Raw genomic sequence first — 26,210 nt, forward strand, 5'->3', positions numbered from 1 at the left:
AATTAGCAGGTGATATTTAAGGCAACTTCACTTATAATCGCCCGGCCCACGTTACAGCTGTCGATAAGACAGCAACACTTTAAGCTTTACTTGTATTCGAAGGGGTACAGGTAGGCCATCGTTTGTTGTTTGTGGGAGAGCCCCCATAAGCAATTGGGTCTGTAACAGGTAATTGGGTTTAACTTAATGAAAACTTTCGTTGCCAAGCCAGAAACCGTAAAACGTGACTGGTACATTGTGGACGCAGAAGGTAAAACTCTGGGTCGTATCGCAACCGAGATCGCTGCTCGTCTGCGTGGTAAGCACAAAGCTGAGTACACTCCGCACGTTGACACCGGTGATTACATCATCGTTGTAAACGCTGAGAAGGTACACGTAACCGGTAAGAAATTTACCGACAAAATGTACCACGCTCACTCCGGTTTCCCGGGTGGTATCAAGTCAATCAGCTTCGACAAGCTGATTCAGCGTAAACCGGAAATGGTAATCGAAGCAGCCGTCAAAGGCATGCTGCCGAAAGGTCCTCTGGGCCGTGCCATGTTCCGTAAACTGAAAGTTTACGCAGGCGCCGAGCATGCTCATGCTGCTCAGCAACCTCAAGTACTGGATATCTAATCGGGAACTGGCAACATGGCAGAAAATCAATACTACGGTACCGGCCGTCGCAAAAGCTCCACTGCTCGCGTATTTATCAAAGCGGGTAGCGGCAAGATCGTAATCAACCAGCGCTCTCTGGAGCAGTACTTCGGCCGTCCGACTGCCCGCATGGTAGTTCGTCAGCCGCTGGAACTGGTTGAGATGACCGAAAAACTGGACCTGTACATCACCGTTAACGGTGGTGGCATCTCCGGTCAAGCTGGTGCGATCCGCCACGGTATCACTCGTGCTCTGATGCAGTACGACGAAACCCTGCGTTCCGAACTGCGTAAAGCTGGCTTTGTTACTCGTGATGCCCGTAAGGTTGAGCGTAAGAAAGTTGGTCTGCACAAAGCTCGTAAGCGTCCGCAGTACTCCAAGCGTTAATTCGCTTTTGGTACTCACTCTTTCGAGTGTCAAAAAAGCCTGGCAACTGCCAGGCTTTTTTTATTGGTAATATTACCGACATCAATGCTAACCACGCGTCACAAAAGACAAAAAATTGTTTCTTTATTGTTTTCATTGCTCACCGCTCTTTCTTGTCAAGTTGTTATCTTTTCTTTAAAATTTCCCCTGTTTTCTGTGGCAATTGTAAATCCAGCTTCCGCCGCTGTTGTCACGGGAAAAATGGGGAACAGGGACACTATAAGAATGTGCGGAGTCCACATGGGAGAGTTTTTGGATGAGCAATGCGCCAGTTGATACCGGTCGCCGCAGATTTCTTACCTGGTCAACGGTTGCCGTTGGTGGGGTAGGAGCTGCGTTTACCGCAGTGCCGTTTATAAAGTCATGGAATCCGAGCGCCAAGGCCAAAGCAGCCGGTGCGCCGGTTGAAGTCGATATCAGCAAGTTGGAACCGGGTCAGCTCATCCGTGTCGAGTGGCGAGGCAAGCCTGTCTGGGTGGTGAAACGCACCAAACAGACGCTGGATGCCTTGGCCGCGCATGATGACAAGCTGCGGGATCCCTCATCTGAAGAGCCGCAGCAGCCTGACTATGCCCATAACGGGTATAGGTCGATTAAGCCCGAAATTTTTGTCGCGGTCGGTATTTGCACCCACTTGGGGTGTTCACCTTCCTATCTGCCTGACAGCTTTGGCGAGCAGGTGCAGGGCGTTACGTCCGGCTTCTTCTGCCCGTGCCATGGCTCCAAGTTCGACATGGCCGGCCGTGTGTTCCAGGGGGTGCCTGCACCGCTGAACCTGGTCATTCCGCCCTATCAATTCATTAATGACACCACCATCCAGGTCGGTGCCGATGGCAAGGAGGCCTGACCATGTTGAGTAAACTGATGGGCTGGATCGATTATCGATTCCCGCTCACGGCCATGTACAACGACCACATGGCCAAGTATCCGGCACCGAAGAACCTGAACTTCTGGTACTTCTTCGGCTCGCTGGCCATGCTGGTGCTGGTCAATCAGATCATCACCGGTATCTGGCTGACCATGAACTACAACCCCTCCGCGGAAGGTGCGTTTGCCTCCGTGGAGTACATCATGCGCGATGTGGAGTACGGCTGGTTGCTGCGTTACATGCACTCAACCGGTGCGTCTGCATTCTTCATCGTGGTCTACATGCACATGTTCCGTGGCATGATCTATGGCTCTTATCAGAAGCCTCGTGAACTGCTATGGATCTTCGGCATGCTGATCTTCCTGGTGCTGATGGCGGAAGCCTTTATGGGCTACTTGTTGCCCTGGGGCCAGATGTCATTCTGGGGTGCCCAGGTCATCATCTCGCTGTTTGGCGCCATTCCGGTCATCGGTGACGATCTGACCCTGTGGATCCGCGGTGACTACGTGATCTCCGGTGCGACCCTTAACCGCTTCTTTGCGCTGCACGTCATCGCGTTGCCGCTGGTGCTGGTGATGCTGGTTGCCATGCACATTCTGGCGCTGCACGAAGTAGGCTCCAACAACCCGGACGGTATCGACATCAAGAAGCACAAGGACGAAAACGGCTGGCCGCTGGATGCGGTGGCGTTCCACCCTTACTTCACCGTCAAGGATATGATCGGTGTGGCAGGCTTCCTGTTCTTCTTCTGCGCCATCATCTTCTTCAAACCGGATATGTGGGGTTACTTCCTCGAGAAGCCGAACTTTGAAGTGGCCAACGGTCTGAAAACTCCGGAGCACATTGCGCCTGTGTGGTACTTCACGCCGTTTTACGCCATTTTGCGGGCGGTGCCGGACAAGCTGCTTGGCGTCATCATGATGGGTCTCTCCATCGTGGTGCTGTTCCTGCTGCCGTGGCTGGATCGCTGCAAGGTGCGCTCGGTGCGTTATCGCAGCATGCTGCACAAGCTGAACATTGCCCAGTTTGTGGTCTGCTTTATCATCCTGGGGGTGTTGGGGGTGCTGCCATCGACGCCGACGTTGACGCTGGTTGCCCAGATCTGTTCACTGGGATATTTCGGGTTCTTCGTCCTGCTGTTCTTCTATAGCAAGAATGAAAGCACCAAGCCGCTGCCGGAGAGGGTGACATTTAAATGAAAAGAATAATATTTGCAGTGCTGACCCTGCTGCCATCTCTGGTATTTGCAAGTGGCGGAGCTGTTCATCTGGACAAAGCCAATTACGATCTGAGTGACAAGGCATCGCTGCAACGTGGCGCGGCCACCTTCATGAACTATTGCGCCGGATGCCACTCTACCCAGTATCAGCGTTATAACCGGGTCGCAGAAGATCTCGGGATCCCCGAAGATTTGATGAAAGAGAACCTGATTTTCACCGGCGCAAAGGTCGGTGACCTGATGAAGAGCGCCATGTCAGAGAAGGATGCCGCCAAGTGGTTTGGTGCGCCGCCCCCCGATCTGACTCTGGTTGCCCGGGTGCGCGGTGCAGACTGGATCTACACCTATCTGCGTTCCTTCTACGTGGATGAGACCCGTCCGTTCGGGGTGAACAACGCCGTGTTCCCGTCCGTGGGCATGCCCCATGTGCTGGAGCCGTTGCAGGGAACCCCCCGTGCAGAGTTCGCTACTCACACGGTCGACGGAGTGGAAACCCAGCAGGTTGTCAGCATCAAATCTGACGGTAATGGTGAAATGGATGACGAAGAGTATGATCAGACGGTACTGGATCTGGTAAACTTCTTGGTCTACTCGGCTGAACCGGTACAACAGGAGCGTGAACGCATGGGCTTCTGGGTGCTTGGATTCATCGTGATCTTCTTCATCTTCACTGTGCTGTTGAAGAAGGAATTCTGGCGCGACGTTCACTAAGCGACCAGATACGGGTAATATAATGCACGGCAATGAAGACCAAGATGCTTCATTGCCGTTTCTGCTTTTTAATGACGGGAGGGTTCAATGGCTGTAGCTGCCAATAAGCGTTCGGTAATGACGCTGTTTTCCGGTGCCAACGATATGTTCAGCCATCAGGTGCGTATTGTCCTGGCGGAGAAGGGTGTTAGCGTGGATATCTGCCAGGTTGATCCAGCCAATCTGCCGGATGAGCTGGCCGAGCTGAACCCGTACAACTCTGTACCGACCCTGGTTGATCGTGAGCTGGCACTCTACACCTCGCGCATCATCATGGAGTATCTGGACGAGCGCTTCCCGCATCCGCCCCTGATGCCTGTTTACCCGGTTGCCCGTGGTAACAGCCGTCTGATGATGCACCGCATCGAGCTGGACTGGTACTCATTGGCCGACAAGATCATGGCCGGTACCGATGCTGAAGCGGCACGCAACGAACTTCGTGACAACCTGCTGGCCATCGCGCCGATCTTCGGTGAAATGCCCTATTTCATGAGCGAAGAGTTCGGTCTGGTGGATTGCTACATGGCACCGCTGCTGTGGCGTCTGCCGAGCCTTGGCATCGACCTGACCGGTCGTGGCGCCAAAGAGCTGAAGGCCTACATGGTTCGTCTGTTCGAGCGTGAGTCCTTCCAGGCTTCCCTGACCGAAGCCGAACGCGAGATCCGTGCTGGCGTATGAGCATGGAACCGACAATGACACCGAGCCGCCCGTACTTGTTACGGGCGTTCTTTGACTGGTTGCTGGACAACGAACTGACCCCTCATTTGGTGGTCAACGTCAACATTCCCCATGTGATGGTGCCGATGCAGTTTGCTCAGGACGGGCAAATTGTACTGAATATCGCACCCCGAGCCGTGATGCAATTTCACATGGATAACGAGGCTATCAGCTTCAGTGCCCGCTTTGGCGGGGTCTCCCAGCAGGTCTATATCCCGATGGCAGCCGTACTGGCTATTCATGCCCGGGAGAACGGCGTGGGCACCATGTTCCCGCCCGAGCCGGGTTACGATATCTGGCTGGAGCAGGCTGAAGCGCCGGTGGAGCCTGAGCCGGAACCGCCGCGTCCAAGCGGTCGTCCAACCCTGAAGGTGATCAAATAAAAAACGCAGCCGATTGGCTGCGTTTTTTTATGTGCGGTCGGGCTTAGTTCTGGGCGAACTCGAAGGCCTTGATCACGCGCTTCACGCCGGTGACATGGCGGGCGATGTTGACTGCCTGCTCTCCCTCCTGGCGAGTCACCAGACCAATCAGGAACACCTCGCCGTTCTCGGTGACCACCTTGACCTTGGTGCTGTCGAAGTTCTTGGTGCCGAACATGTCGGCTTTCACCTTGGAGGTGATCCAGGAGTCATTGCTGCGAGTGGTGAAACTGGCAGGTTGGCCGATGCGCAATTCGTTGTAGACGTGGCGGACCCCTTCGATGCGACTGACAATTTTGCCCGCCTCAATCTTGTAAACGTCAGAAGGTGTCTGGCCGACCAGCAGGACGCGGCCATTGTTGCTGTAGACGCTGATCTTGCTGGCTGCGCTGAGGGGTTTGTTGTCGGCCAGCAGATTGGCCGCTTTCAACTCGATGGTCTGGTCATCCCACTGCGCGCCCAAGGTTCGGCGATCGCCAGAGGCCTTGGCAGTCCCTGCGGCGCCGCCAACAACCAGGGCTGCGCAGCCTTGCAGCAGCAGGGTGCTAACCAGCAGACCGAGCAGGATAGTGTGCTTTTTCATGGTTTCAATCTTCCTGTTGCGGGAAAAGAGTCTGGTCGATGAGATCACACAGGCAGTGCAGGGTCAACAGGTTCACTTCCAAAATGCGAGGGCGACGGGCGGAGGGAACACGGATCTCAACATCGTTCGGGCCGAGCAGACCAGCCATTTCGCCACCGTCACCCCCGCTCAGCACCACTATGGTCATGTCGCGGGAGAGGGCGGCTTCGGCGGCCTTGATCAGGCTGCGGCTGTGGCCAGAGGTGGTGATGACCACCAGAATGTCGCCAGGCTGGCCCAGCGCGCGGATCTGCTTGGCGTAGACCTCTTCAAAACCGTGGTCGGTGGCGATGGCGCTGATGGTCGCCATGTCCGGGGTCAGGGCCATGCCGGGCAGGGAGGGGCGCTGGGTCTCGTAGCAGTTGACCAGCTCGGAGATAAACAGTTGCGCCAGTGCGGCAGAAGGACCGTTACCGCATGCCAGCACCTTGTGGCCATTGAGCAGGCAGATGGTGATCATCTGGGCTGCAGTATGGATGGCATCCGGCAGCGCCTCGGCGGCGGCTATCTTGGTCTGGATGCTTTCGGTGTAGTTCTCTTTGATGCGATCAGTCATAGGGTCCTCTTAAAATGCGTTCTGGATCCAGGCTGGCTGGTCGCCTTCGAACGCAATCACATCGAATCGGCAGGCCTGATTGGCCTCGTTGATGGCATGTTGCTTCAAATAGTGGCGCGCTGCCAGCATGATCTTGTGCTGTTTGCTGCGGGTGACCGAGCTGGCGGCCCCGCCATGGCTGCCGGTGGCCCGGTAGCGCACCTCAACAAACACCAGGGTCTGGCCCTGGTGCATGATGAGATCTATTTCACCGCCACGACAGCGGTAGTTGCGAGCTACCGGTTGCAGGCCCCGAGCCTGCAACCAGCGTTCAGCGACTTGTTCAAAGTGCTGTCCCTTGCTCGTTGGTGAGGGGAACAGGCTCGGCAACTGCTGGCGCATCCGTTTCCATAGTCCTTTCATTGGAGGGCTCCTCCAGTTGCTGAACGGCGTTCTCGTCGACCAGTTTGCCGTTCTGGTAAGTACCCCAGCTCAGCATCCGCACGATATTGCCCTGGGCATCCACGCTCAGCTGACCGCTCATGCCGGCCTGCTGCATGCCACCCACCTTGCGCATCTGCTGCAGGTTCTCAGCCAGACTGACGGCATCGTAGCCCATGGCAAACAGACGCAGCAGGTCACCCTGAGTCTGCGGCCAGAGCAGGGCGATCTGCTCGCGCTGTTTCTCGTAGCCGCCCAGCAGCAGCGGCATATCGGCGATATGCATGCCGTTGAGCTCGGAGGCGACCTCGGTGGCTGCGCTGTCGTAGCCACGGGAGCTGGTGTAGATGGGCAGGCTGCCCATCGGATTGACCGAGACATCCACGTAGGGCTTGATCATCCGGGTTTCCAGGCTGTTGGCCACCACATAAACGGCATCGATGCTGCGCGGTGCGGCATCAGAGAGTTGCACTACCTCGCCAGCACGGGCGGTAGAGCGGCCGCTCAGGGCATTCTTGACCATCCCCTGCACTTCGTTGCGGGCACCGAAGGTGGCAACGACTGGCTTATCCTGGCTCAGGGTAGCCCAGCTCTGCTCGAACGCCTTGATACTGCTGTAACCGATCCGCCCCTGGGCGGCGATCAGCAGCGGTTTGCGGTAGCCCTGTGTGTAGAGGTACTGGGCTGCCTGCGCGGCATCTGCGGCGGCAGAGAGGGAGAAGTAGTAGGTGGTGTCGTTGACGACCGGCTTGTCCAGCTCGTTGAGCGCCAGTACCGGCACTGTCGGATTGGCCTTGAGCAGCTCCTCGACCCGGTCTTTCAGCAGCGGGCCGATGATCATGTCTGCCCCTTCCTGAATCGCCTGCTTATAAAGGTCGCCGGTCGACTTGCTCTGGGTGTCGTAGAAGTTCAGGGTGAATTGCCCCTGATTTTCCTTATAAGACATCAGCATACCGTTACGGATGGCGGCACCCTGCGGCTCCAGATTGCCGGAGAGGGGCAGCAGCACAGCGATCTGTTGCACCGAGGTGCTGGCAGTTGCGGCGAGATCACCCAATCCTGCCGGCATATCTTTCTGGGCCGGATGGTTGGGGAAGTCGCGCTTCCAGCCTGCCAGCTGGCGGGCCAGCAGGTTCGGCTGGGCGCCAAACTCGTTGACCAGTGCCGCCAGTCGCAACCAGCCGGTGGTCACATCAGGGGCTGGTGCTTCTTCCAGTGCCTGCAAGGTGGAGGGGGTCATGCTTTTGAGCAACGACCAGATTTGCTGATGGTTGGTCGCCTGCTCGCTCTGATTGAGGTAGGACTCCAGTGCAATCAACGACTTGGCTGCGCCAAATTTGTTGTTGATGTCGAGCTGCAACACCACGCGCTGGCGATACCAATCCTTCTGGGTATCGGCATCCAGCACCACCTCGGGTTTGCCTTCCAGCAGGATCAGCGCCTGATTGGCGTGGCCTTGCGCCAGCAACAGATGGGCTTGCAGCAGTTGCAACTGCGCCTTCTGAACGGGGTCCTTGGCCTGCTTCTGCAATTGCTGGAACAGTGCCGAGGCCGGTTTGGCCTGGCCCAGCGCCAGATAGCTGCGTGCCGCCAGCATCTGCCAGGTAAAGGCTTCGGCCGGCTTGGCCGGGTCCACCTGCTCAAGATACCACTGGGCATTCTTGGTCAGATTGGAGAACGCAGAGGGCATGCCTGACGGCCCTGACGGTTGATTGGGCTCCGACGCACAGGCGGCGAGCAGTACTGCCGCGAGTATGATGCCGAAGAGTCGTGATACACTTAGCTGCTTTGTAACCCGGTTCAAGTTCATTCCCCGACCAGTGTTGAAGTTCCCCATAGTGTAAACGGGCCAATATGGCGACACAATTGTCGGGGCACTCGGAGATCCCATGAGTGACATCCCAACCCTGTATATAGTCCCCACTCCGATCGGCAATCTGGCGGACATCACCCAGCGTGCATTGGACATTTTACGCAGTGTCGATCTGGTGGCAGCCGAAGATACCCGTCATACCGGTATCCTGCTCAGCCACTACCAAATCTCGGTGCCGACCTTCGCCCTGCACGATCACAACGAGCAGCAGAAAGCCGATGTGCTGATCGGCCGGATCAAAGAGGGCAAGAGTGTTGCGCTGGTCTCCGATGCCGGCACTCCGCTCATCAGCGACCCCGGTTATCACTTGGTCACCCGCTGTCGTGAAGCCGGGGTCAAGGTGGTGCCGCTGCCCGGTCCCTGTGCTGCCATCACCGCTCTGAGCGCGGCCGGTCTGCCCACTGATCGCTTTGCCTTTGAAGGCTTCCTGCCCGCCAAGAGCAAGGGACGTGACGATCGCCTGCAAGCCGTTATCGAAGATACCCGTTCGCTGGTGTTTTACGAATCTCCGCGCCGTGTGCAGGATACAGTGGAAGCGATTGCTCGCATTCTCGGTGAGCGTCAGGTGGTGGTGTGCCGCGAGCTGACCAAGACCTTTGAGTCGATCCACGGTCTGCCAGCGTCCGAAATGCTGGCCTGGCTTGGTGAGGATGACAACCGCTGCCGCGGCGAGATCGTGCTGGTCGTGGCTGGCGCCTCCAAAGAGGAAGAGGATCTGCCGGCCGAGGCGATCCGCACTCTGGGGCTGCTGGTAACCGAGCTGCCACTGAAAAAAGCGGCCGCCCTGACCGCCGAGATCCACGGCGTGAAGAAGAATGCCCTCTATAAATACGGCCTCGAGCACTATTGAGTCGGTTAATAGGTCATCAGACTGTTTTTTGACCTGCGCAATCCCTTGTATCGACAATCAGTCAACCTGTAAACGGGGGCCAAGCGCGATAAATGGCTGTAAACGGGAATTGCCGGTTTACCCCGTGCGTATCGCAAGGCTATAATCCGCGCCTCGGAGTTGGCTGGGCAATCGCTGCTTCGTCGTTGTGTCCCTCGGGACAGACGGGCGGAGGGGAGGAAAGTCCGGGCTTCACAGGGCAGGGTGCCAGGTAACGCCTGGGGGGCGCGAGCCTACGACCAGTGCAACAGAGAGCAGACCGCCGATGGCCCGCAAGGGATCAGGTAAGGGTGAAAGGGTGCGGTAAGAGCGCACCGCGCGACTGGCAACAGTTCGTGGCACGGTAAACTCCACCCGAAGCAAGACCAAATAGGCCCCTATTGGCGCGGCCCGCGTTGGGGGCGGGTAGGTTGCTTGAGCCAGCGAGCGATTGCTGGCCTAGAGGAATGATTGCTACCCGGGGCAACCCGGTACAGAACCCGGCTTACAGGCCGACTCCGACCTCATTCCGCGTGAACCGTCACGCTAAAATCCCGGTGCCTAACGGCACCGGGATTTTTATTATTCACGCCGAGATGCACCGCATGGCGGCTTTCTGGAATTTGTAATAAAGTTCTCACCCTTTTTGGTCGATATACGTCGGCTGGACTGTCTGTATCTATCACACTGCTGGCCTGATGAGCGACCCTGTGGCAGTAAGGCGAGATGAAATGGTTAAGGTGGATTATTAATGTCATCAAGCAGCGCAATGCTCACACCTTCCCGGCTGCTTAGCGCAGAACGGGGCAGAACCCTGCCTCATTATGATCTGTTGGGTGTCGAGCGGCTTAATCACGCCCGCTTGAAGCAGGTCAATGGCCAGTTGAGCACATTTTCCCTGCAAGCTGCGAGTTGTATGGCCCAGCTGTTCAACAGTGCGGAGTGCGAACTGAATTATGGCGAGTTTGCCTTTTCCGGTCCGGCAGAGACAGATGGCGCTGATATCTGGGTCGAAGCGAGAAGTCCGCTTGAACCACAGCGTGCCGTCTATTTCTCGATCGCACCTCTGGTCATCTATCGTCTTGCGGTCCTCTTTTTCGGCGGCACCTTGCAGCAAAAAGAGGAGCATGTTCAGTCTGGCAAAGGGCTGACCGATACCGAACAGCGGCTGTTATTGCGGCTTTGCCAGTATCAGGTTGATATCTGGTGTGCTTGTCTGGGGTTGGGGGATCTGAAGTGGCAGTTGCATGTTGTGCCACGGGATTCCATCGCCCACCGCCAGCTCTGGACCACGCAGGCAACCCTGCAGGCAGGTAATTGCACTCATCACTGGCAGATGTGGTTGCTTCCCCCCGAGGAGTTCATTTCTCCGGTCAGTCATTCATTGCCGGCAGGTCAGTTGGAACAGGCTCTGACTCATGTCCCGGTTCGTCTGCGGGTGGTGATGGGCCAATTGTCCATGACGCTGGCGGATCTTGAGTGTCTCCAGGTGGGTGATGTGCTGTCACTGGACTTGCCTGAAGTTGTGCCAGCACTGATTGGCAGCCGTCCCTGCTTCAGTGGACGAATCGCAGAACACAAAGGCAGCCTGGTCTATCAGGTCGCGACGGTTGTAGAGGAGTAAATTGAATCATGAGCGAGCACAATATGAATGATCCGCTGGATCTGGATGGACTGGATCAACTGTTTGGTGACGACATCAGTATGCCTAGCGCTGCAGACTACTTGGCCCCCACCAGTAGCAGCAAACAACGGGATCTCTCCTTCTTTCGCCAGATCCCGGTCAAGGTGACGCTGGAAGTGGCCAGTACCGAAGTGCCGCTCGGCGATTTGATGCGCGTCGAGGAGGGGGCTGTCATTGAGCTGGACAAGCTGGCGGGCGAACCGCTGGATGTGCGGGTGAATGGCCGTCTGCTTGCCAAGGGCGAAGTCGTCGTTGTGAATGGCAAATATGGTTTGCGCCTGGTTGATGTCATCGATACCAACCTGCTGGGTGGCATGGACGACTGATGCGCTATCTGCTGCTGACGCTGCTGTTATTTTCGCTGCCCGGCTGGGGGGCGGACATGACCCTGTTCTCGGTATCGCCAGGCGCTTCAGGGGGCGAGGACTACAACATCAAGTTGCAGATCCTCTTCTTTATGACCCTTTTGGGTCTGCTCCCGACCTTGTTACTGATGATGACCAGTTTTACCCGGATCATCATCGTACTGGCCATATTGAGACAGGCACTTGGCCTGCAGCAGAGCCCTCCCAACCGGGTGCTGATCGGCATCAGTCTGATCCTGACTGTGGTGATTATGCGTCCGGTCTGGACGGACATGTATCAGAATGCATTTGTCCCTTATGACCAGAATGAAATAACCCTGTCAGAGGGGATCGCCAAGGCAGAAAAACCCCTGCGCAAATTCATGCTGGCCCAGACCCGTGAACCGGATCTGGAGCAGATGCTGCGCATCTCTGGCGAACCAACTACGGTCGCCAAAGAGGATGTGCCTTTCGGGGTGCTGTTGCCCGCGTTTGTATTGAGTGAGTTGAATACCGCATTTCAGATTGGCTTTATGCTGTTCATTCCCTTTCTGGTGATCGATTTGGTGGTCGCCAGCGTCTTGATGGCGATGGGGATGATGATGCTCTCCCCGCTGATCATCTCGTTACCCTTCAAACTGATGGTGTTTGTGCTGGTCGATGGCTGGTCGATGACCGTCGGCACCTTGGCCGCCAGCTTTGGTGGGGGAGGCTGATATGACCCCTGAGCAGAGCGTTGCCCTGGTTGGTGGCGCGGTCAATCTGGTGGTGACCATGGTCTCGGTGCTGATTGTACCGGGCCTGATCGTAGGTTTGGTGGTCAGTATTTTTCAGGCGGCCACCCAGATCCAGGAGCAGACGCTCAGTTTTCTTCCCCGTTTTATCGTGACTCTGATGACCCTTATCTTTACGGGTAACTGGCTGTTGTCGCAGATAACCACCTTGTTCCAGGATCTTTTTCTTAAAATCCCCGGGTTTATCGGATGAATTCGCTGCTGTCCCTCAGTGCTGCTGACCTGACCGCATGGTTGGGACAGTGGTGGTGGCCGTTTATCCGGATCGGTATGGCATTCTGGGTGATGCCGGTCTTTGGGGATACCCGGGTGCCTGCGCAAGTTCGCCTGATGCTGGCGTTCATCATCAGCCTGCTGCTCGCCCCCATGATGAAGGATATGCCGGTTGTCGATCCTTTCAGTGCCGGTGCGCTGGTCCTGGCGGTGGAGCAGCTGCTGTTTGGTTTGCTGTTTGGTCTGTGTGTCCAGTTGCTCTATATGGTGATGACCACTGCGGGGCAGATCCTCTCCATGCAGATGGGGCTCGCGATGGCGGTGATGAATGATCCGGTCAACGGGGATTCTGCACCCATCATCAGTCAGGTCATGATGGTGTTTTGCGCCTTGCTCTTTCTGGGGCTGAATGGCCATCTGGTGGTACTGGATATTCTGGTGCAGAGCCTGCGTAGCTGGCCGCCGGGTTCATCTCTGGATCTGATCGATATGAAAGGTGTGATCGGGTTGTTTGGCTGGTCTATCGGTGCCGCCCTGTTGCTGACGTTGCCTGCCGTTGTCGCCATGTTGATGGTTAACCTGACCTTCGGGGTGATGAACCGGACCGCCCCTTCGCTCAATATCTTTTCCCTCGGTTTTCCCATGACCCTGTTGCTCGGGTTGCTTACCATGGCGCTCTCCATCAGTGGTGTGCCCTCCCGTTATCTGGATTTGGTTACCCATGTGCTTGAACAGCTGCGAGGCTTGACCCCGGCATGAGTCAGAACAGCGCACAGGACAAAACCGAAGAGGCCTCCAGCCAGAAACGCCAGAAAGCGAGGGATGAGGGGCAGATCGCCCGCTCAAAAGAGCTCAGTTCTGCCGGTTTGCTGCTGCTTGGCGGGTTGGTGATGCAGTGGATGGTGCCGGGGTTTGGCCAGTTCTTTGCCGAGTTGATGAAGCGTCCGCAGCGTTTTGACTGGCAAGGAGCCCGTGACCCGCAGATGATGATCCATTGGTTGGGTGAAGCGCTCATAAACATGCTGTGGGTGCTGCTGCCCCTGTTTGGTTTTCTGGCCCTGATGCTGGTGTTGCTCAGCATAGTGCCGGGCGGTATGGCGTTGACCTGGAAAAAGCTGCTACCCAGCGGCGAGAAGATGAACCCTTTGAAGGGGCTGGGGCGCATGTTCTCCAAGAACAGCCTGATGGAGTTGCTGAAGTCACTGCTCAAGGTGACGCTGATCGGCGGCACGCTGGCGTTGATGTTAAATCATCAATGGCCTTCCTTGTTGATGATGAACCGGATGCCCCCTCAGGCGGCCCTCGAACAGGCGCTACGAATCCTCTCCCAGGCATTTATTCTGCTGGGGAGTGTACAGATGCTGATTGCCGTGCTGGATGTACCCTATCAGCGCTGGTCGCTTAACAAGCAGCTCAGGATGACCAAACAAGAGGTCAAGGATGAGCACAAGAACAGCGAAGGGCGTCCCGAAATCAAAGCCAAAATCCGCCAGGTACAGGGAATGCTTGCCCGCGCGCGTATCGAACAGCGGGTACCACAGGCGGATGTGATCATCGTTAACCCGACCCATTATGCGGTGGCCATAAAATATGATGCGGCTCGTGCCAATGCCCCTTTCGTGATTGCCAAAGGGGTCAACAGCATGGCCGAGCGGATCCGTCAGGTTGCCAAGCAGCATGACAAGATGGTGATGAGCTTGCCCGAGTTGACGCGAGCCATCTATCACTCGACCAGGGTGGATCAGGAAGTCCCCGCAGGGCTGTACACGGCAGTTGCCTATGTATTGAATCATGTATTGCAGTTAAGGGCGTATGAGGCAGGCAAGGGGAGGAAACCGACCCCTCTTGCCCCGTTATATGTACCGCCCGAGTTACGTCAACCTGAGAGGTAAGTTGTGAACTGGCGTGTATTCACCCAATCCTATACCGCAATTCCGCTGATGTTATTGGCCATTCTGGCCATGATGATCCTGCCTCTGCCCGGTTGGCTGCTGGATGCGCTCTTTACCTTCAACATCGTGTTGGCGGTACTGGTGTTGCTGGTATCCGTCTCGGCCCGCAGACCACTCGATTTTTCGGTATTCCCAACCGTGTTGCTGGTTGCCACCTTGATGCGGCTGTCGCTGAACGTGGCCTCTACCCGTGTGGTGTTGCTGCACGGTCATGAAGGGCATGAAGCGGCCGGTAAGGTCATTCAGGCGTTCGGTGAAGTGGTGATCGGTGGCAACTATGTCGTCGGTCTGGTGGTCTTCGTGATCCTGATGATCATCAACTTTGTGGTGATCACCAAGGGGGGCGAGCGGATTTCGGAAGTATCCGCCCGCTTCACTCTGGATGCTATGCCCGGCAAGCAGATGGCCATCGATGCCGACTTGAATGCCGGCACCATGGATCAGCATCAAGCCAGGGCTCGCCGTGAGGAGATCGCGCGCGAGGCGGACTTCTATGGTGCGATGGATGGTGCTTCCAAGTTCGTTCGTGGTGACGCGATAGCTGGCATGCTGGTGCTGATCATCAACCTGGTGGGTGGGTTGGCCATCGGTATCTTCCAGCATGCCTTGCCCGTTGCCGAAGCCTTCCAGCGTTATGCGCTGCTGACCATTGGTGATGGTCTGGTTGCCCAGATCCCGTCCCTGCTGATGTCGACTGCTGCGGCCATTATCGTGACCCGGGTCAGTGATGAGGGGGAGATGGCTGATCAGGTTGGTCAGCAGATCCTGGCATCGCCTCGCGTTATCTATACCTCTGCAACCATCATGCTGATCCTGGGTCTGGTGCCCGGAATGCCGATGCTCGCATTCCTCAGTTTCGCAGCTGTACTGGCCTGGACAGGTTGGAGTGTCAGCAAGCGAGTCGTCAATGTGCCGGATCTGGATGCAGCGCAAGAGCTGACTCGTCAAATGATTCAGCCTGAACAGCAGGCACTGGAGTGGCAGGATTTGCCGCCAGTCGATACGGTCGCCATCGAGCTTGGTTATCGTCTGGTGCCATTGGCTGAAACGGATAAAGGGGCTGAACTGCTTGCACGAGTGCGCGGGATCCGCAAAACCCTCTCCGAGCAGTACGGTTTTCTGCTCCCCGAGATCCGGGTTCGCGACAATTTGCAGTTGCAGCCGGATCAGTACCGGATCAAGTTGTCCGGTGTCGCGTTGGCGATGGGGAATGTGGATTGTCAGCGCTTGATGGCCATCAGCAGTGGTGAGACCTATGGCGCTTTAGATGGCGAGTTGACTCAGGACCCGGCCTACGGCATGAGTGCGGTCTGGATCTCCCCTGAGCAAAAGGCCAAGGCCCTTAATCTTGGTTACTCGGTGGTGGATTCGGCCACCGTGATTGCCACTCACGCCAGCAAGTTGTTGCGTGAACAACTTGATGCACTTTTTGGTCACGATGAAGTTGGCAAACTGGGCCAATACCTCGCCAGTCAGTCCCCCCGGTTGGCTGAAGAGCTGAATCTGGCGCTGACCCAGATGCAGCAATTGAGAGTGTTTCGTCAATTGCTAAAGGAGCAGGTCAGTCTTACCGATATACGAACCGTTGCCACGACGCTACTGGATGCGAGCGAGCTGACCAAAGACCCTGTCTTGCTGGCATCCGATGTGCGCTGTGCCTTGAAGCGCCAGATTGTGCGGCAGGCCATTGGTAATCGCGATGTGCTGGCTACGTTTACGCTGGATGATCGCCTTGAGCAGACATTGCTGGCTGCAATGAATCAGTCACAACAGCAGGGCAAAATCCAGCTGGACAGCTTCCCGGTTGATCCACAATTGCTGGCCCAATTGCAGCAAAATATGCCGTTGGTGAAGGAGCAGTTGCAGCAGTTGGGACATGCCCCCGTATTGGTTGTTATGCCGCAACTGAGACCGCTTATGGCCCGTTATGCCCGGTCATTTGCAAAAGGCCTCAAAGTGCTTTCCTACAATGAGATACCTGAAGAGCTACGGGTGGAGGTAATTGGTACACTTGGTTAATTACTGTTGGATAAATATCCTGAAGGGAAGTGTTTTTTCCGCCCCTGCTTGAATTGCCGTATGAATACTATATGATGTGGCGAAAATTGACGCAGCAATGTGTGAAAGTTAAATAACAAAAACAATATTAATTGTGTTGCCACACGCTTAGCCCATCAGGCTGGGCGTGTTATCACATTGTAAGGGCAAACTGAACTGAAAAGTCAGGACGCAAAGCCTCCGGTCTAACAGCAGGAAAGCTAATGACAGCGGGGTTACCAAGGTGAGTTTGGATACAATTCCGTTACCATCTAGATACAAATTGCACCTTTGTAAGTGCGAATTTGTATTTCTCCTTTGTGTCTGATAATTCAGCTCTATTGATTGTTCTATCCACAATCACAGGTGTCGGACGTCTATGTCTTCGGGATTACCAATAAATACAACAATCGGGTTGTGTGGCGATAGCTTGGCTGGGCCCCATATATTATTGATTCAGCCGCTAATAGTTGCCGAAAATGAGGTTGAAAAAATCCTATCCAAGGAAGGCATCAGGGTATCAAGCGTTAATTCTGTTAAACAATCAAAGGGCATTATTGCTGATGGTAATGTCAATTTGATCCTGCTCGATATGGATGCTATGACCGAGCTTGGGCCGCGTATTCTGCGTGAGTTTGAAGGGCTCGATTGTGTCATTATGGTTAATGAGCATCAGGCCGCAATTGCTGCAGAAGCCATGTGTGCCGGGGCTGTTGACTATATTGTCAAACCCTTCTGCCCCCAGCAATTGCTCGATGCTGTCCGTGGTGCTCTACGCCTTCGTCAGGCGATCCCCAATCTTATCGCTGTGTCGCCCATGAGCCTGCAGGTCTTGCAACTGGCCCGACGAGCAGCCAAAACCTCTGCCACCATTCTGATCGGTGGTGAGTCAGGAACCGGTAAAGAACGGTTGGCCCGTTATATTCACGAAATGTCTGCCAGAACGGAAAAACCATTTCTGGCGATTAATTGTGCAGCAATTCCTGAGGCAATGCTTGAGTCAATTCTTTTTGGCCACAATAAAGGTGCATTTACCGGTGCTGTTTCTGCCCAGCCCGGAAAATTTGAGTTGGCTCAGGGGGGGACCCTGTTGCTGGATGAAATATCAGAGCTTCCTTTGAACCTGCAGGCTAAATTATTACGGGTGCTGCAAGAAAAAGAAGTTGAGCGACTTGGCAGTAATCAAACGATTGCTCTTGATGTTCGAATCATTGCCGCCAGCAATAAAGATCTGCGCAAACTGGTTGCATGTGGGCTATTTCGTGAAGACCTTTTCTATCGTCTTGATGTATTGCCAATGAATTGGCCCGCATTGCGTGAACGTCCTGAGGATATTATTCCGCTGGCCAACTACTTTATTGAGCGTTATGCATCCCAACAGGGCTATCGCCTGAGTGAGCGTGCCTGTCAGTTGTTGCTGTCATATGAATGGCCAGGAAATGTACGAGAGCTGGATAATGTTATGCAACGGTCATTAATCATGGCGCGTGGTTTGCATATACAGTCCGTCGATTTGATGTTGCCAAATTGTATTCTTCCAGAAGAAACAGTCGCAGCAGACACGTGGCATGCTCCCGAGGGGTTAAGTGAAACCCGGCGGCATGCCGAGTTCCAATTTGTATTAGAGACCTTGCGCCGCTTTCGTGGCCATCGTACCCGCACAGCCGATGCACTGGGCATGACAACCCGGGCATTGCGCTACAAGCTTGCGGCGATGCGTGAGCAAGGCATTGATATTGAACAGCAGATTCAAGCAGAGGGATAAAGAGTGAAGATTCAGATGATGTCATCACAAGTGACACTACTGCAGCAGATGCAGGAGATGCAGCGTGTCGCAAGCCAGACCCCTTCTATCGAATCCAATGATCTGTCGGGAGCATCATTTACTGATGCTATGCGGGATGTGGTCGGGCGTGTCAATGAACAGCAGAATGTCGCGTCAAAATTAATGGCATCGGTCGATGCTGGGCAGAGCGATGATCTGGTGGGCGCCATGGTGGCGAGTCAAAAAGCCGGCTTGAGTTTTTCAGCCTTGATGCAGGTTCGCAACAAGCTGATGACCGGTTTTGACGACATTATGCGCATGCCGCTCTGAGGTAACAGATGACTGAACTGGTAACGTCTCCTCAGGGGGCAGCCCCTGATTCGCTCAAAATCAGGCTACAAGAGGGATTACGCAACTGGCGTACCCTCTCCCGTGACAATAAATCGATCCTGACCATTGCTCTGCTGGCTGCCATTGTGGCAGGCACCATAGTCGTTATCCTGTGGACCTCCAGCAAAAACTATGTACCCCTGTATGGCAAACAGGAGCTATACGATACCGCCAACATCATGGAGATGCTGGAGAAAGAGCAGGTGCCTTTCCGTCTGGAAAAGAGCACCGGTCAGGTACTGGTTCCTGAAAACCAGCTGGCTCATGTCCGGATGGCGCTTGCTGCACGAGGGGTGCGTGCAGCCATGCCTTCTGGTCTGGAAGGGCTGGACAACGTAACCGGACTGGGTACCAGCGAATTCATGGAAGGGGCGCGTTATCGTCATGCCCTGGAAGGGGAGCTGGCACGTACTATCATAGCGCTCGATGCCGTGCGCAGTGCCCGTGTTCATCTGGCTATTCCGAAACGCACGCTGTTCGTGGGGCGCGATGAGGAGAAACCCAGCGCATCGGTAATGCTCGATATGCAACCGGGCCAATCCATCGAAGCGGGTCAGGTCGAGGCGATTGCCAATCTGGTGGCGGGCAGTATTTCCGGAATGAAACCTGGTGCTGTGACCGTGGTGGACCAATCTGGCCAGTTGCTCAGCGCAGAGCTGGGGGACAAGGTCGGTTTTGGCAAGCAAAGTGTCCAACAGATGGAGTATGTCCGCAAGCTGGAACAATATATCCGTCAGCGTGCCAATGACATGCTCTATCCCATGTTGGGCAGCACCAATTTCAAGGTGCAGATCGCGGCAGACGTGAACTTCAATGCCGTCGAAGAGACCCAGCAGCAGCTCGATCCGCAAGGTGTGGTGACTCAAGAGTCCAACAAGTCCGACAAGACTATCGATGCGCTGGCGATGGGGATCCCGGGGGCGTTATCCAACCGCCCGCCTGAAACGGCGGCAAAAGATGAAAAGGCTGGTGCTGACAAAGGCAATGCAAATGCCAATACCGCGACACAACAGAACGACACTCGTACCGAGCGTCAGGAAATCAGCAAGCAGTACGAAAACAGTCGCACCATAGTGCACACCCGTTACCAGCAGGGGCGGCTGGAGCGAATTAACGTCTCCATTCTGCTTAACCAGCAGATCGCACCAGAAGGAGGTTGGAGTGCCGAGCAACTGACACAGATCCGTCAGATGGTGGAGCGTGCAGTCGGTTTCGATGAGACGCGTGGCGATCAGATCAGCCTGCAGGCCTTCGATTTCAATGGTGCAGTACAAGTAGCCGCTCCCGAATCCAGCTGGTGGGAAACCCCTTATTGGCAAGACTCCCTGCGTTATCTGGTCGGCGGTTTGCTTGGCCTGACACTGGTCTTCTTCGGTATTCGGCCGTTGGTGAAACATCTGGTTCGTACCCAGCAACAGCCGGATATGGAAATGAGTGAGACTGAGGAAGATCTGGAGCCCACTGTCGGATTGTCCATGCGCAGGGATGACGATGATCCCCAGCTGACGTCTGCACTTTCAAATAGTCTGATCCGTACTGACAACAAGATGGAGCCCCAGTTCTCGTCACTCGATATGGAGTCGTTGCCGGAACCTGGATCCGAGCTGGAGGTTCAGCTCAAGCATTTGCAGTTGCTGGTTGAAAAAGATACCGCCCGGGTGGCGGAGGTTGTCAGAGCATGGGTGAGTGGCAATGAACAGCGTTAACTTGAATCAGAGTGCCGTTGATATCGATATCGACAACCTTGAGAAGGCCGCCATCTTGTTGCTGAGCATGGGGACCGAGTCTGCTGCCAAGGTAATGCAAAAGCTCTCCCGTGACGAGGTGCAACGTTTGATTTCCAAGATGGCCTTTCTCTCTGGCGTCAGCTCGATGGAAGCCAAGTGGACGTTGCAGCAGTTCTTCAATCACTACCGTGAGCAGAGCGGAATTGGCAGTGCTTCACGGGAGTATCTGGAACAGACGCTGGATCTTGCTCTGGGGCAACGACTCTCCCGTAGTCTGCTCGACAGTCTGTACGGCGATGTGATGAGCCAGGATATCCAGCGTCTGCAGTGGGTACCTGCCGATGTGCTTGCCCGTTTCTTCCGCAACGAGCATCCCCAGATGCAGGCTGTGCTGCTGGCCTTCCTGCCGCCCCAGACTGCGTCCGCCGTGCTTGATGCCTTGCCCGGCTCGGTGCATGACGATTTGCTGGTGCGCGTCGCCAGTCTCACCAGTGTCAGTGAACATGTGCTGGGCGAACTCAGGCTGACACTGGATCGCTGTCTCACCTATGTGGCGGATCAATCCGGTGCCAAGGTAAACGGGGTACGGCAGGTAGCCGATATTCTCAACCGTTATCAGGGGGACAAGGAGCAGATGCTCTCCCTGTTGCGTGAACACGACGGTGACATGGCGCTGGAAATCGAGAAGAACATGTTCGATTTCATGGCGTTGCGCCGTCAGAGCGACGACACCTTGCAACGGTTGGTGCAGGAGCTGCCCAGCGAATTGCTGGCATTGGCTCTCAAGAACACCGAAACCAGTTTCCGCAAGGTGGTGTTGGGTGCCATGCCGAAGCGGATGGCTCAGGCGCTGGACGATCAGATCCAGAACCAGGGCAGTGTCTCTTTGCGCAAGGTCGAGCAGGCAAGGGAAGAGGTCATGCAACTGGTCCGCGAGTTGGTGGAGCAGGGCGAGATCGAGTTCCAGCTGTTCGAAGAGCCCACCGTCAGTTAACAGGAGGCATTCATGAGTCACAATGTGCGCAAATTGATGCCTGGGGCGACCCGTCTGTATCGTTTCCCTGCGCTCGGTCAGAGTGGGGAAGAGGCACGGAGTCAGCAAGAACAGTTTGAATTCGGCTATCAGCAGGGGCTGGAGCAAGGTCATGACGAAGGCTATCAGGCTGGCTATCAGCAAGGGCTGACCAGCGGCCTGCAGGAAGGCGAGAGCACCGGTTTGCAACAAGGGCAAACCCGCGGGTTTGCTCAGGGCCTTTCGGAGGGGCGAGCCGCCTTCGAACAGGCAATGGTGCCGTTTGCCAAGCTGCAAGAGCAGTGGGAGTCACTGAGCCGGGCCCGGATGGCCGAGCAGAAAGAGCTGATTGCCCAGCTGGTGGCGCAGGTGGCCAAGCGGGTCATCATGGCCGAGTTCACCCTCAATCCGCAGCAGGTGATGAATCAGGTCGAACAGGCGTTGGCTACCTTGCCGAGTGGGTCGGAAGAGCTGGTGATCTACCTCAATGAGGGAGACCGACAGCGACTCGCCGAGCAGGGGGTGACTCGCTGCGAAGGGTGGCCATTGCAAGTTGATGCAGCACTTGGGGTAGGCGATGCCCGTATCGAAACGCGCGCTGCCGTCGTCGAGGTAAGCACCAGCTCCCGCCTGGCAACCTGCATCGAACAGCTCAACAGCTCGCTGGACGTGCCGCAAGATGCATGAAGCCTTGCAGCAGGCACTGACCAGTGCGCTGGACAATCTGGATGAGCTACCCGCATTTCGTCGCTTTGGCCGGTTGGTGCGAGTCACCGGTTTGACTCTGGAAGTAGTCGGCTGCCAACTTGTGATGGGGCAGCGTTGTCGTGTCAGCACGGCAAGTGGCGCCCCCTTGCTGGCCGAGGTCGTCGGTTTTAACCGGGATATCTCTTACCTGATGCCGCTGCAGCCGATGAGTGGCCTCTTCGCGGGGGCTCAGGTCGAACCGATCGATGGAGAGGAAACCGTTCGGCTTGGTAGTCATCTGCTGGGGCGGGTACTCGATGGACTGCTGCAGCCCCTCGACGGGCAGCCGTTACCCGATGTTGGTGACAGTGTCCCCCTGTTTGCTCTTCCCCCCAATCCGCTATTGCGAACTCCGGTACGTGAACCGCTGGATGTCGGTATCCGCGCCATCAATGGCCTGCTGACGGTTGGCAAGGGCCAGCGTTTGGGGCTGTTCGCCGGCTCGGGGGTAGGCAAGAGTATGTTGCTGGGCATGATGACCCGAAATACCGCAGCCCAGATTGTGGTGGTGGGACTGATTGGTGAGCGGGGCCGTGAAGTGCGCGAATTCATCGAACACAGTCTGGGGGCGGAAGGTCTGGCTCGCGCGGTGGTCATCGCGGCGCCAGCGGATCAATCTCCCCTGATGCGGTTGCGAGCAGCCCAGCTATGCCACCGGATTGCCGAGTATTTCCGTGAGCAGGGGCAGGATGTGCTGCTGCTGATGGATTCACTGACTCGCTATGCCCAGGCGCAGCGGGAAATTGCGTTGGCTATCGGTGAACCCCCCGCGACCCGGGGTTATCCGCCCTCGGTATTCAGCATGCTGACCCAGCTGGTGGAGCGAGCCGGTAACGGCACACATCCGGATGGCAGTCTGAGTGCGTTCTACACAGTGCTGGCGGAAGGGGATGACCAGCAGGATCCGGTGGTCGATGCGGCGCGCGCCATTCTCGATGGTCATATCGTGCTGACCCGCCGTCTTGCGGAAGAGGGCCACTATCCCGCCATCGATATCGGTGCCTCGGTCAGTCGGGTTATGCCGCAAGTCGTACCTGCCGAATGGCAAAAGCTGGCGGTCACCTTGCGCCAGCTGTGGGGACGCTATCAGCAAGTGCGTGAGCTGCTGCCACTGGGTGGTTATCAACCCGGGGCCGATCCGCAGATGGATGAAGCTGTTCAGCGTTATCCGGGGATTGCGGCATTTCTGCAGCAAGGCTTGCATGAAGAGATGGCCTTTGAACAGGTGATGGTTGGTCTCAAGCAGGTGCTGGGGCAGGGATAAGGATTCGTTATGCTGAAGTCTTATCTGGGGTTGCAACAGGAAGAGCTGGAAAATCTTGGCGCCGAGCGTCAGCGTTTGCGGGAGCTGGCGTTGCGGGAAGAGCTGCGAGCACACAAATTGCAGGAAGTGATCTCCTCGCTGCGACCCGGTTCCGACAAGTTTCACCCTTTGCTATGGCAAAACAAGCAACAGATGGATGGCCAGTTGCGCCGTTTGCTCTCCCATCAGGTGCAGCAATCTGCGCTGGCCAGACTGGATCTGGAGCGCCACGAAGGGGAACTTGTCCGGCAGTTCGGGCGGGTCAAGGGGCTGGAGCTATTGCTGGCACGACGTGATGATGTTGCTCGCCAGCAGCAGGAGAGGCGGGATCAACTGCAGCTGGATGAGCTGGCGAGTTTGCGTCACCTGACCCGCCAAGAGTAAGGGAGTAAGGCGCAAGGTTAATCCGTAATGCTGTCCGGGTCGCGATAACCTGACTCTTGTCCCAACAGCGAATGAATCGTCTCCATCTGGCCTGCCAGCAGGCGGCCATTGAGATCATTCTGGCGCAGACACTGGTGCAGCAGCTGTTCAAGCTGTTGCCATTGATTGGTTACCGTGGTGCGCAGGGGAAGTGGCAGCTTGGCTATCAGGGTGGCCATCCCCTTCTCATCGGGTTTGAGGCCCAATGTCTGCAGCTGCTGGCAGCGTAACTTTGCCTGTTGTGTCACTTTGGCCATCAGCGCGGTCTGCTGCTCGTTATGGACTTGCAGGCCATCGACATCATGGCTTGCCAGCAGTGCATGTTGGCGCAGCAACAGGGCGGTGAGTTCGGTATAGTGGCTGTAATCCTGCTGGATCCCGAGGATCAATGCCTTGACGGTGGCCTTGGTATCCACGCTCATCGGCGATGCATATCCAGAATGGCCTGACCCAGCGCATCCAGATCGATTTCCAGCTTGCCTTCACTGATGGCTTTGCGGATCTCGTTGACCTTGTCCATGTCGACGTCGGATGTGGTGGCCAGCTGGCTGCGGGCGTTGGCTACTGACTGCGCTGTGCTGCTGATCCGGGTTTCGGATGACTGTGCGGATCTGGTTTCCGGCTTGGTCGTGACATCCGGTTTGCGGCCAGGCTGGTTTTGAATATAGAGCGAGTCAGTACGGGTAATTTTCATAACATAAATTCCTGATGGTCTGTCTATGACAAGCGACCCAAGGCTTGTCGAACTTGAATCAAATTGCGATCTTGGTTCAAAAACGGGTTTCAACTTCCCCTATATCAGTCACCCATGCCTGTATCTCTTTGCCAGAGCTAAGATTTTTCACTCTGATCCCGTCGCCTATTTCGCCATTATCGAGGGCCTCCCCTCTGGTTGTGGCGGAGAACTCACCTTTCCCTGCGCGGATCAGTACCCCTTCCCCCTGTTTGACCGCCCAACTTTTTTGTAAGTCCAGCTCACCGATGAGCTGTCCGCTTCTCAGATGCCGGTTGCTTTTATGGCCCAGCAGGGAGTGATTGCTCGGGGTAAACCCGCGCTGTATGCGGCTGACATCCAACTCTTTCTCTACCAGATCGCTGGCGCTGATGGCCTGGCCTTTTGCGATATCTCGTGCAGCAACCCAGACCGGCAACAGTAGCGAGACATCTACCCGCCCGCGCACCTGCCAGACGGGATCTGTGCATTCGATGAGATAGGGGCGTCGTCCCCAGGGTTGCCGATACTGGCCACCTGCTTGTAACGAGAGTGAGTGTGAGGGACAGGGAGGAAGGTGCTCGGCGGAAGGAGCAAGCCAGACCTTAAACTCCCCTGAGGCTGCGGGCCATCCCTGTTGGGTGACGTAGTCATCAAGACTCTGGCGGGCATCTTGTTCAAGCAACTGTTCAAGCATGGCGCTTTGCACCTGCGGGGCACCGTGCGCGAATGCGCTCAGCAGTAGCCAGAGGATGCCGCTCCATTTCCACACGGGAAGTCGCACTTCCTCATTTTTCATCTGCTTGCGGCGGATGGTGCATGGTAACCGCTTGAAACTAGGTATCTTCATGGTTGGCATGAGTCTTGATAAGGGTAACCCCGGTCTGAGTGAACGATAAAGGATGAAGCATGAGTATCTCATTTGACAGCGCCCTCGGCGTACACCCTTATGCCCTCGATGTCAGGGCGGAGCGGGCGCGTATTCTGGCGGGAAATCTGGCCAACGTGGATACACCGGGCTATCTGGCTCGGGATGTCGATTATAAGACGATTCTGGGCCGTGTCGCGCAGCAAGTTGCTGCGGGCGAGGAGAGTCAGGCCATCAACCAGGGCACCATGCGTGACGATATGCGTCACCCCCTCTATCGCATTCCTTATCAGGTCTCCATGGATGGCAATACCGCCGAATTGGGGGTTGAGCAGGGCAAATTTGCCAACAACGCCACCGATTTTCAGACCAGTCTCACTTTCCTCAATATGAAGATTACCGGGATCGCCAAGGCGATCGAGGGCCGTTAACCATGTCGTTCAACAAGATTTATGACATCGCTGGCAGTGCCATGCGCGCCCAGACCGTGCGGCTGGATACCGTTGCCTCCAACCTGGCCAACGTGGATAGCGCGGCCGCCAGTGAAGACGCCGCGTTTCGTGCCATCAAGCCGGTTTTTTCCACTCTCTATCAGAAGATTCAGGATGCCGATGGCCTCGGGGCTGCGTCGGTGCAAGTGGCGGGTATCGTACAGTCCGACCGTCAGGTAGAGAAACGGCTGGAGCCGACCAACCCGATGGCCGATCAGGATGGTTTTGTCTACTACTCCAACGTCAATGTGGTGGAAGAGATGGCCGACATGATGAGCGCCTCTCGCGGTTTTGAAACCTCGGTGGAGGTGATCAACCGGATCAACAGTATGCAGCAAGGTTTGTTGCGTCTTGGTCAGGGAGCCTAAGCC

At 56.0% G+C, this 26,210-nt stretch carries 31 protein-coding genes, 1 other RNA gene and 1 riboswitch; of the genes, 25 read left to right on the top strand and 7 right to left on the bottom strand.

The window, feature by feature from the left end:
• Positions 1-186 precede the first annotated feature (186 nt).
• From rplM to AB5Y76_RS11390, 7 genes are all read left to right on the top strand, one after another.
• On the top strand, positions 187-615 hold the full coding sequence (rplM, locus tag AB5Y76_RS11360) for a 50S ribosomal protein L13 (RefSeq protein ID WP_005336289.1): 429 nt from the start codon (positions 187-189) through the stop codon (positions 613-615).
• 15 nt (positions 616-630) lie between these two features.
• Complete coding sequence (rpsI, locus tag AB5Y76_RS11365) at positions 631-1,023, top strand: 30S ribosomal protein S9 (RefSeq protein ID WP_005336286.1); 393 nt, start codon at positions 631-633, stop codon at positions 1,021-1,023.
• A 295-nt stretch (positions 1,024-1,318) separates the two neighbouring features.
• Entirely contained in the window at positions 1,319-1,909 is a 591-nt protein-coding gene (gene petA, locus AB5Y76_RS11370; protein ID WP_005336284.1) for a ubiquinol-cytochrome c reductase iron-sulfur subunit, read from the top strand.
• Between the two features lie 2 nt (positions 1,910-1,911).
• Entirely contained in the window at positions 1,912-3,129 is a 1,218-nt protein-coding gene (locus tag AB5Y76_RS11375) for a cytochrome bc complex cytochrome b subunit (RefSeq protein ID WP_005336282.1), read from the top strand.
• Positions 3,126-3,860: a cytochrome c1 gene (locus tag AB5Y76_RS11380; RefSeq protein ID WP_005336280.1), complete on the top strand. Its 735-nt coding sequence runs from the start codon at positions 3,126-3,128 to the stop codon at positions 3,858-3,860. Before AB5Y76_RS11375 ends, AB5Y76_RS11380 begins: the two co-directional genes overlap by 4 nt.
• A gap of 87 nt (positions 3,861-3,947) precedes the next feature.
• Positions 3,948-4,577, top strand: coding sequence for a stringent starvation protein SspA (gene sspA, locus AB5Y76_RS11385; protein WP_005336279.1), 630 nt, complete (start codon positions 3,948-3,950; stop codon positions 4,575-4,577).
• Positions 4,574-4,999, top strand: a complete 426-nt coding sequence (locus AB5Y76_RS11390) for a ClpXP protease specificity-enhancing factor (RefSeq protein WP_263718021.1) — start codon at positions 4,574-4,576, stop codon at positions 4,997-4,999. Before sspA ends, AB5Y76_RS11390 begins: the two co-directional genes overlap by 4 nt.
• Before the next feature lie 43 nt (positions 5,000-5,042).
• Here AB5Y76_RS11390 and dolP read toward each other — a convergent pair whose 3' ends face one another.
• From dolP to AB5Y76_RS11410, 4 genes are read right to left on the bottom strand one after another with little or no spacing between them, the layout of a single operon-like run.
• Entirely contained in the window at positions 5,043-5,621 is a 579-nt protein-coding gene (gene dolP / locus AB5Y76_RS11395) for a division/outer membrane stress-associated lipid-binding lipoprotein (RefSeq protein WP_005336277.1), read from the bottom strand.
• A 4-nt stretch (positions 5,622-5,625) separates the two neighbouring features.
• On the bottom strand, positions 5,626-6,216 hold the full coding sequence (locus AB5Y76_RS11400; protein WP_005336275.1) for an SIS domain-containing protein: 591 nt from the start codon (positions 6,214-6,216) through the stop codon (positions 5,626-5,628).
• A 9-nt stretch (positions 6,217-6,225) separates the two neighbouring features.
• The gene (locus tag AB5Y76_RS11405; RefSeq protein ID WP_235695306.1) at positions 6,226-6,618 is read right to left on the bottom strand and encodes a YraN family protein; all 393 of its coding nucleotides are present in this window, start codon (positions 6,616-6,618) and stop codon (positions 6,226-6,228) included.
• Entirely contained in the window at positions 6,539-8,326 is a 1,788-nt protein-coding gene (locus AB5Y76_RS11410) for a penicillin-binding protein activator (protein WP_263718023.1), read from the bottom strand. Before AB5Y76_RS11410 ends, AB5Y76_RS11405 begins: the two co-directional genes overlap by 80 nt.
• Positions 8,327-8,525: 199 nt before the next feature.
• On the opposite strand from AB5Y76_RS11410, the gene rsmI reads away from it, so the two are divergent.
• From rsmI to lfiJ, 16 genes are all read left to right on the top strand, one after another.
• Complete coding sequence (gene rsmI, locus AB5Y76_RS11415) at positions 8,526-9,359, top strand: 16S rRNA (cytidine(1402)-2'-O)-methyltransferase (RefSeq protein ID WP_005336254.1); 834 nt, start codon at positions 8,526-8,528, stop codon at positions 9,357-9,359.
• A 155-nt stretch (positions 9,360-9,514) separates the two neighbouring features.
• Positions 9,515-9,901, top strand: an RNA gene (gene rnpB / locus AB5Y76_RS11420) — RNase P RNA component class A.
• A 227-nt stretch (positions 9,902-10,128) separates the two neighbouring features.
• A complete protein-coding gene (lfiM, locus tag AB5Y76_RS11425) occupies positions 10,129-11,001 on the top strand; it encodes a lateral flagellar motor switch protein LfiM (RefSeq protein WP_263718024.1) in 873 nt (290 codons plus the stop codon).
• 8 nt (positions 11,002-11,009) lie between these two features.
• Positions 11,010-11,387 (top strand): lateral flagellar motor switch protein LfiN, encoded by a 378-nt coding sequence (gene lfiN / locus AB5Y76_RS11430; RefSeq protein ID WP_019444828.1) that lies wholly within the window; start codon positions 11,010-11,012, stop codon positions 11,385-11,387.
• A complete protein-coding gene (fliP, locus tag AB5Y76_RS11435; protein ID WP_005336248.1) occupies positions 11,387-12,121 on the top strand; it encodes a flagellar type III secretion system pore protein FliP in 735 nt (244 codons plus the stop codon). The genes lfiN and fliP overlap by 1 nt, the downstream gene beginning before the upstream one ends.
• Position 12,122: 1 nt before the next feature.
• A complete protein-coding gene (gene fliQ, locus AB5Y76_RS11440; protein ID WP_005336246.1) occupies positions 12,123-12,392 on the top strand; it encodes a flagellar biosynthesis protein FliQ in 270 nt (89 codons plus the stop codon).
• Positions 12,389-13,171, top strand: coding sequence for a lateral flagellar biosynthetic protein LfiR (lfiR, locus tag AB5Y76_RS11445; RefSeq protein ID WP_005336245.1), 783 nt, complete (start codon positions 12,389-12,391; stop codon positions 13,169-13,171). The genes fliQ and lfiR overlap by 4 nt, the downstream gene beginning before the upstream one ends.
• On the top strand, positions 13,168-14,304 hold the full coding sequence (gene flhB, locus AB5Y76_RS11450) for a flagellar biosynthesis protein FlhB (RefSeq protein ID WP_263718025.1): 1,137 nt from the start codon (positions 13,168-13,170) through the stop codon (positions 14,302-14,304). Before lfiR ends, flhB begins: the two co-directional genes overlap by 4 nt.
• 3 nt (positions 14,305-14,307) lie before the next feature.
• On the top strand, positions 14,308-16,383 hold the full coding sequence (gene lfhA / locus AB5Y76_RS11455) for a lateral flagellar biosynthesis protein LfhA (RefSeq protein WP_263718027.1): 2,076 nt from the start codon (positions 14,308-14,310) through the stop codon (positions 16,381-16,383).
• Between the two features lie 174 nt (positions 16,384-16,557).
• Positions 16,558-16,645: riboswitch (cyclic di-GMP riboswitch) on the top strand.
• A 135-nt stretch (positions 16,646-16,780) separates the two neighbouring features.
• A complete protein-coding gene (lafK, locus tag AB5Y76_RS11460; RefSeq protein WP_263718028.1) occupies positions 16,781-18,166 on the top strand; it encodes a lateral flagellar response regulator transcription factor LafK in 1,386 nt (461 codons plus the stop codon).
• A 3-nt stretch (positions 18,167-18,169) separates the two neighbouring features.
• On the top strand, positions 18,170-18,496 hold the full coding sequence (gene lfiE / locus AB5Y76_RS11465) for a lateral flagellar hook-basal body complex protein LfiE (protein WP_005336241.1): 327 nt from the start codon (positions 18,170-18,172) through the stop codon (positions 18,494-18,496).
• A 17-nt stretch (positions 18,497-18,513) separates the two neighbouring features.
• Positions 18,514-20,262: a lateral flagellar M-ring protein FliFL gene (gene fliFL / locus AB5Y76_RS11470; RefSeq protein ID WP_263718064.1), complete on the top strand. Its 1,749-nt coding sequence runs from the start codon at positions 18,514-18,516 to the stop codon at positions 20,260-20,262.
• Positions 20,249-21,277, top strand: coding sequence for a lateral flagellar motor switch protein FliGL (fliGL, locus tag AB5Y76_RS11475; protein WP_263718029.1), 1,029 nt, complete (start codon positions 20,249-20,251; stop codon positions 21,275-21,277). The genes fliFL and fliGL overlap by 14 nt, the downstream gene beginning before the upstream one ends.
• A gap of 12 nt (positions 21,278-21,289) precedes the next feature.
• Positions 21,290-21,982: a lateral flagellar assembly protein FliH gene (gene lfiH, locus AB5Y76_RS11480; protein ID WP_118854511.1), complete on the top strand. Its 693-nt coding sequence runs from the start codon at positions 21,290-21,292 to the stop codon at positions 21,980-21,982.
• Positions 21,975-23,306, top strand: coding sequence for a lateral flagellar FliI-like assembly ATPase LfiI (lfiI, locus tag AB5Y76_RS11485; protein WP_108614340.1), 1,332 nt, complete (start codon positions 21,975-21,977; stop codon positions 23,304-23,306). The genes lfiH and lfiI overlap by 8 nt, the downstream gene beginning before the upstream one ends.
• Before the next feature lie 9 nt (positions 23,307-23,315).
• Positions 23,316-23,729, top strand: a complete 414-nt coding sequence (lfiJ, locus tag AB5Y76_RS11490) for a lateral flagellar protein LfiJ (protein ID WP_263718030.1) — start codon at positions 23,316-23,318, stop codon at positions 23,727-23,729.
• Between the two features lie 17 nt (positions 23,730-23,746).
• Here lfiJ and AB5Y76_RS11495 read toward each other — a convergent pair whose 3' ends face one another.
• The 3 genes from AB5Y76_RS11495 to flgA form a co-directional block, all read right to left on the bottom strand.
• Positions 23,747-24,190, bottom strand: a complete 444-nt coding sequence (locus tag AB5Y76_RS11495; RefSeq protein WP_263718031.1) for a flagellar protein FlgN — start codon at positions 24,188-24,190, stop codon at positions 23,747-23,749.
• A complete protein-coding gene (gene flgM, locus AB5Y76_RS11500; protein ID WP_043821914.1) occupies positions 24,187-24,462 on the bottom strand; it encodes a flagellar biosynthesis anti-sigma factor FlgM in 276 nt (91 codons plus the stop codon). The genes AB5Y76_RS11495 and flgM overlap by 4 nt, the downstream gene beginning before the upstream one ends.
• A gap of 76 nt (positions 24,463-24,538) precedes the next feature.
• Entirely contained in the window at positions 24,539-25,330 is a 792-nt protein-coding gene (gene flgA, locus AB5Y76_RS11505) for a flagellar basal body P-ring formation chaperone FlgA (RefSeq protein WP_318528162.1), read from the bottom strand.
• Positions 25,331-25,389: 59 nt separating this feature from the next.
• Between flgA and lfgB the strand changes: the two genes are divergently transcribed.
• Positions 25,390-25,779 carry a lateral flagellar basal body rod protein LfgB gene (gene lfgB / locus AB5Y76_RS11510; RefSeq protein WP_088868307.1) on the top strand — a complete coding sequence of 130 codons (390 nt, stop codon included), beginning with the start codon at positions 25,390-25,392 and terminating at the stop codon, positions 25,777-25,779.
• Positions 25,780-25,781: 2 nt separating this feature from the next.
• Positions 25,782-26,207, top strand: coding sequence for a lateral flagellar basal body rod protein FlgCL (flgCL, locus tag AB5Y76_RS11515; protein ID WP_019444815.1), 426 nt, complete (start codon positions 25,782-25,784; stop codon positions 26,205-26,207).
• Positions 26,208-26,210: the final 3 nt, after the last annotated feature.

Origin of the sequence: Aeromonas sp. R1-2 (assembly GCF_040908505.1) — a bacterium.
Taxonomy (GTDB): domain Bacteria; phylum Pseudomonadota; class Gammaproteobacteria; order Enterobacterales; family Aeromonadaceae; genus Aeromonas; species Aeromonas veronii.

Bases quoted from the DNA above. Each gene is read 5' to 3' on its own strand.
- AB5Y76_RS11380 (WP_005336280.1), top strand. From the start codon at position 3,126: ATGAAAAGAATAATATTTGCAGTGCTGACCCTGCTGCCATCTCTGGTA.
- AB5Y76_RS11405 (WP_235695306.1), bottom strand. From the start codon at position 6,618: ATGAAAGGACTATGGAAACGGATGCGCCAGCAGTTGCCGAGCCTGTTC.
- sspA (WP_005336279.1), top strand. From the start codon at position 3,948: ATGGCTGTAGCTGCCAATAAGCGTTCGGTAATGACGCTGTTTTCCGGT.
- lafK (WP_263718028.1), top strand. From the start codon at position 16,781: ATGTCTTCGGGATTACCAATAAATACAACAATCGGGTTGTGTGGCGAT.
- lfiH (WP_118854511.1), top strand. From the start codon at position 21,290: ATGAGTCACAATGTGCGCAAATTGATGCCTGGGGCGACCCGTCTGTAT.
- lfiR (WP_005336245.1), top strand. From the start codon at position 12,389: ATGAATTCGCTGCTGTCCCTCAGTGCTGCTGACCTGACCGCATGGTTG.
- lfiI (WP_108614340.1), top strand. From the start codon at position 21,975: ATGCATGAAGCCTTGCAGCAGGCACTGACCAGTGCGCTGGACAATCTG.
- lfiN (WP_019444828.1), top strand. From the start codon at position 11,010: ATGAGCGAGCACAATATGAATGATCCGCTGGATCTGGATGGACTGGAT.
- lfgB (WP_088868307.1), top strand. From the start codon at position 25,390: ATGAGTATCTCATTTGACAGCGCCCTCGGCGTACACCCTTATGCCCTC.
- petA (WP_005336284.1), top strand. From the start codon at position 1,319: ATGAGCAATGCGCCAGTTGATACCGGTCGCCGCAGATTTCTTACCTGG.
- flhB (WP_263718025.1), top strand. From the start codon at position 13,168: ATGAGTCAGAACAGCGCACAGGACAAAACCGAAGAGGCCTCCAGCCAG.
- AB5Y76_RS11400 (WP_005336275.1), bottom strand. From the start codon at position 6,216: ATGACTGATCGCATCAAAGAGAACTACACCGAAAGCATCCAGACCAAG.
- rpsI (WP_005336286.1), top strand. From the start codon at position 631: ATGGCAGAAAATCAATACTACGGTACCGGCCGTCGCAAAAGCTCCACT.
- lfiJ (WP_263718030.1), top strand. From the start codon at position 23,316: ATGCTGAAGTCTTATCTGGGGTTGCAACAGGAAGAGCTGGAAAATCTT.
- dolP (WP_005336277.1), bottom strand. From the start codon at position 5,621: ATGAAAAAGCACACTATCCTGCTCGGTCTGCTGGTTAGCACCCTGCTG.
- fliP (WP_005336248.1), top strand. From the start codon at position 11,387: ATGCGCTATCTGCTGCTGACGCTGCTGTTATTTTCGCTGCCCGGCTGG.
- fliQ (WP_005336246.1), top strand. From the start codon at position 12,123: ATGACCCCTGAGCAGAGCGTTGCCCTGGTTGGTGGCGCGGTCAATCTG.
- fliGL (WP_263718029.1), top strand. From the start codon at position 20,249: ATGAACAGCGTTAACTTGAATCAGAGTGCCGTTGATATCGATATCGAC.
- rsmI (WP_005336254.1), top strand. From the start codon at position 8,526: ATGAGTGACATCCCAACCCTGTATATAGTCCCCACTCCGATCGGCAAT.
- lfiM (WP_263718024.1), top strand. From the start codon at position 10,129: ATGTCATCAAGCAGCGCAATGCTCACACCTTCCCGGCTGCTTAGCGCA.
- rplM (WP_005336289.1), top strand. From the start codon at position 187: ATGAAAACTTTCGTTGCCAAGCCAGAAACCGTAAAACGTGACTGGTAC.
- AB5Y76_RS11495 (WP_263718031.1), bottom strand. From the start codon at position 24,190: ATGAGCGTGGATACCAAGGCCACCGTCAAGGCATTGATCCTCGGGATC.
- flgM (WP_043821914.1), bottom strand. From the start codon at position 24,462: ATGAAAATTACCCGTACTGACTCGCTCTATATTCAAAACCAGCCTGGC.
- flgCL (WP_019444815.1), top strand. From the start codon at position 25,782: ATGTCGTTCAACAAGATTTATGACATCGCTGGCAGTGCCATGCGCGCC.
- AB5Y76_RS11410 (WP_263718023.1), bottom strand. From the start codon at position 8,326: ATGCCCTCTGCGTTCTCCAATCTGACCAAGAATGCCCAGTGGTATCTT.
- flgA (WP_318528162.1), bottom strand. From the start codon at position 25,330: ATGAAGATACCTAGTTTCAAGCGGTTACCATGCACCATCCGCCGCAAG.
- AB5Y76_RS11375 (WP_005336282.1), top strand. From the start codon at position 1,912: ATGTTGAGTAAACTGATGGGCTGGATCGATTATCGATTCCCGCTCACG.
- AB5Y76_RS11390 (WP_263718021.1), top strand. From the start codon at position 4,574: ATGAGCATGGAACCGACAATGACACCGAGCCGCCCGTACTTGTTACGG.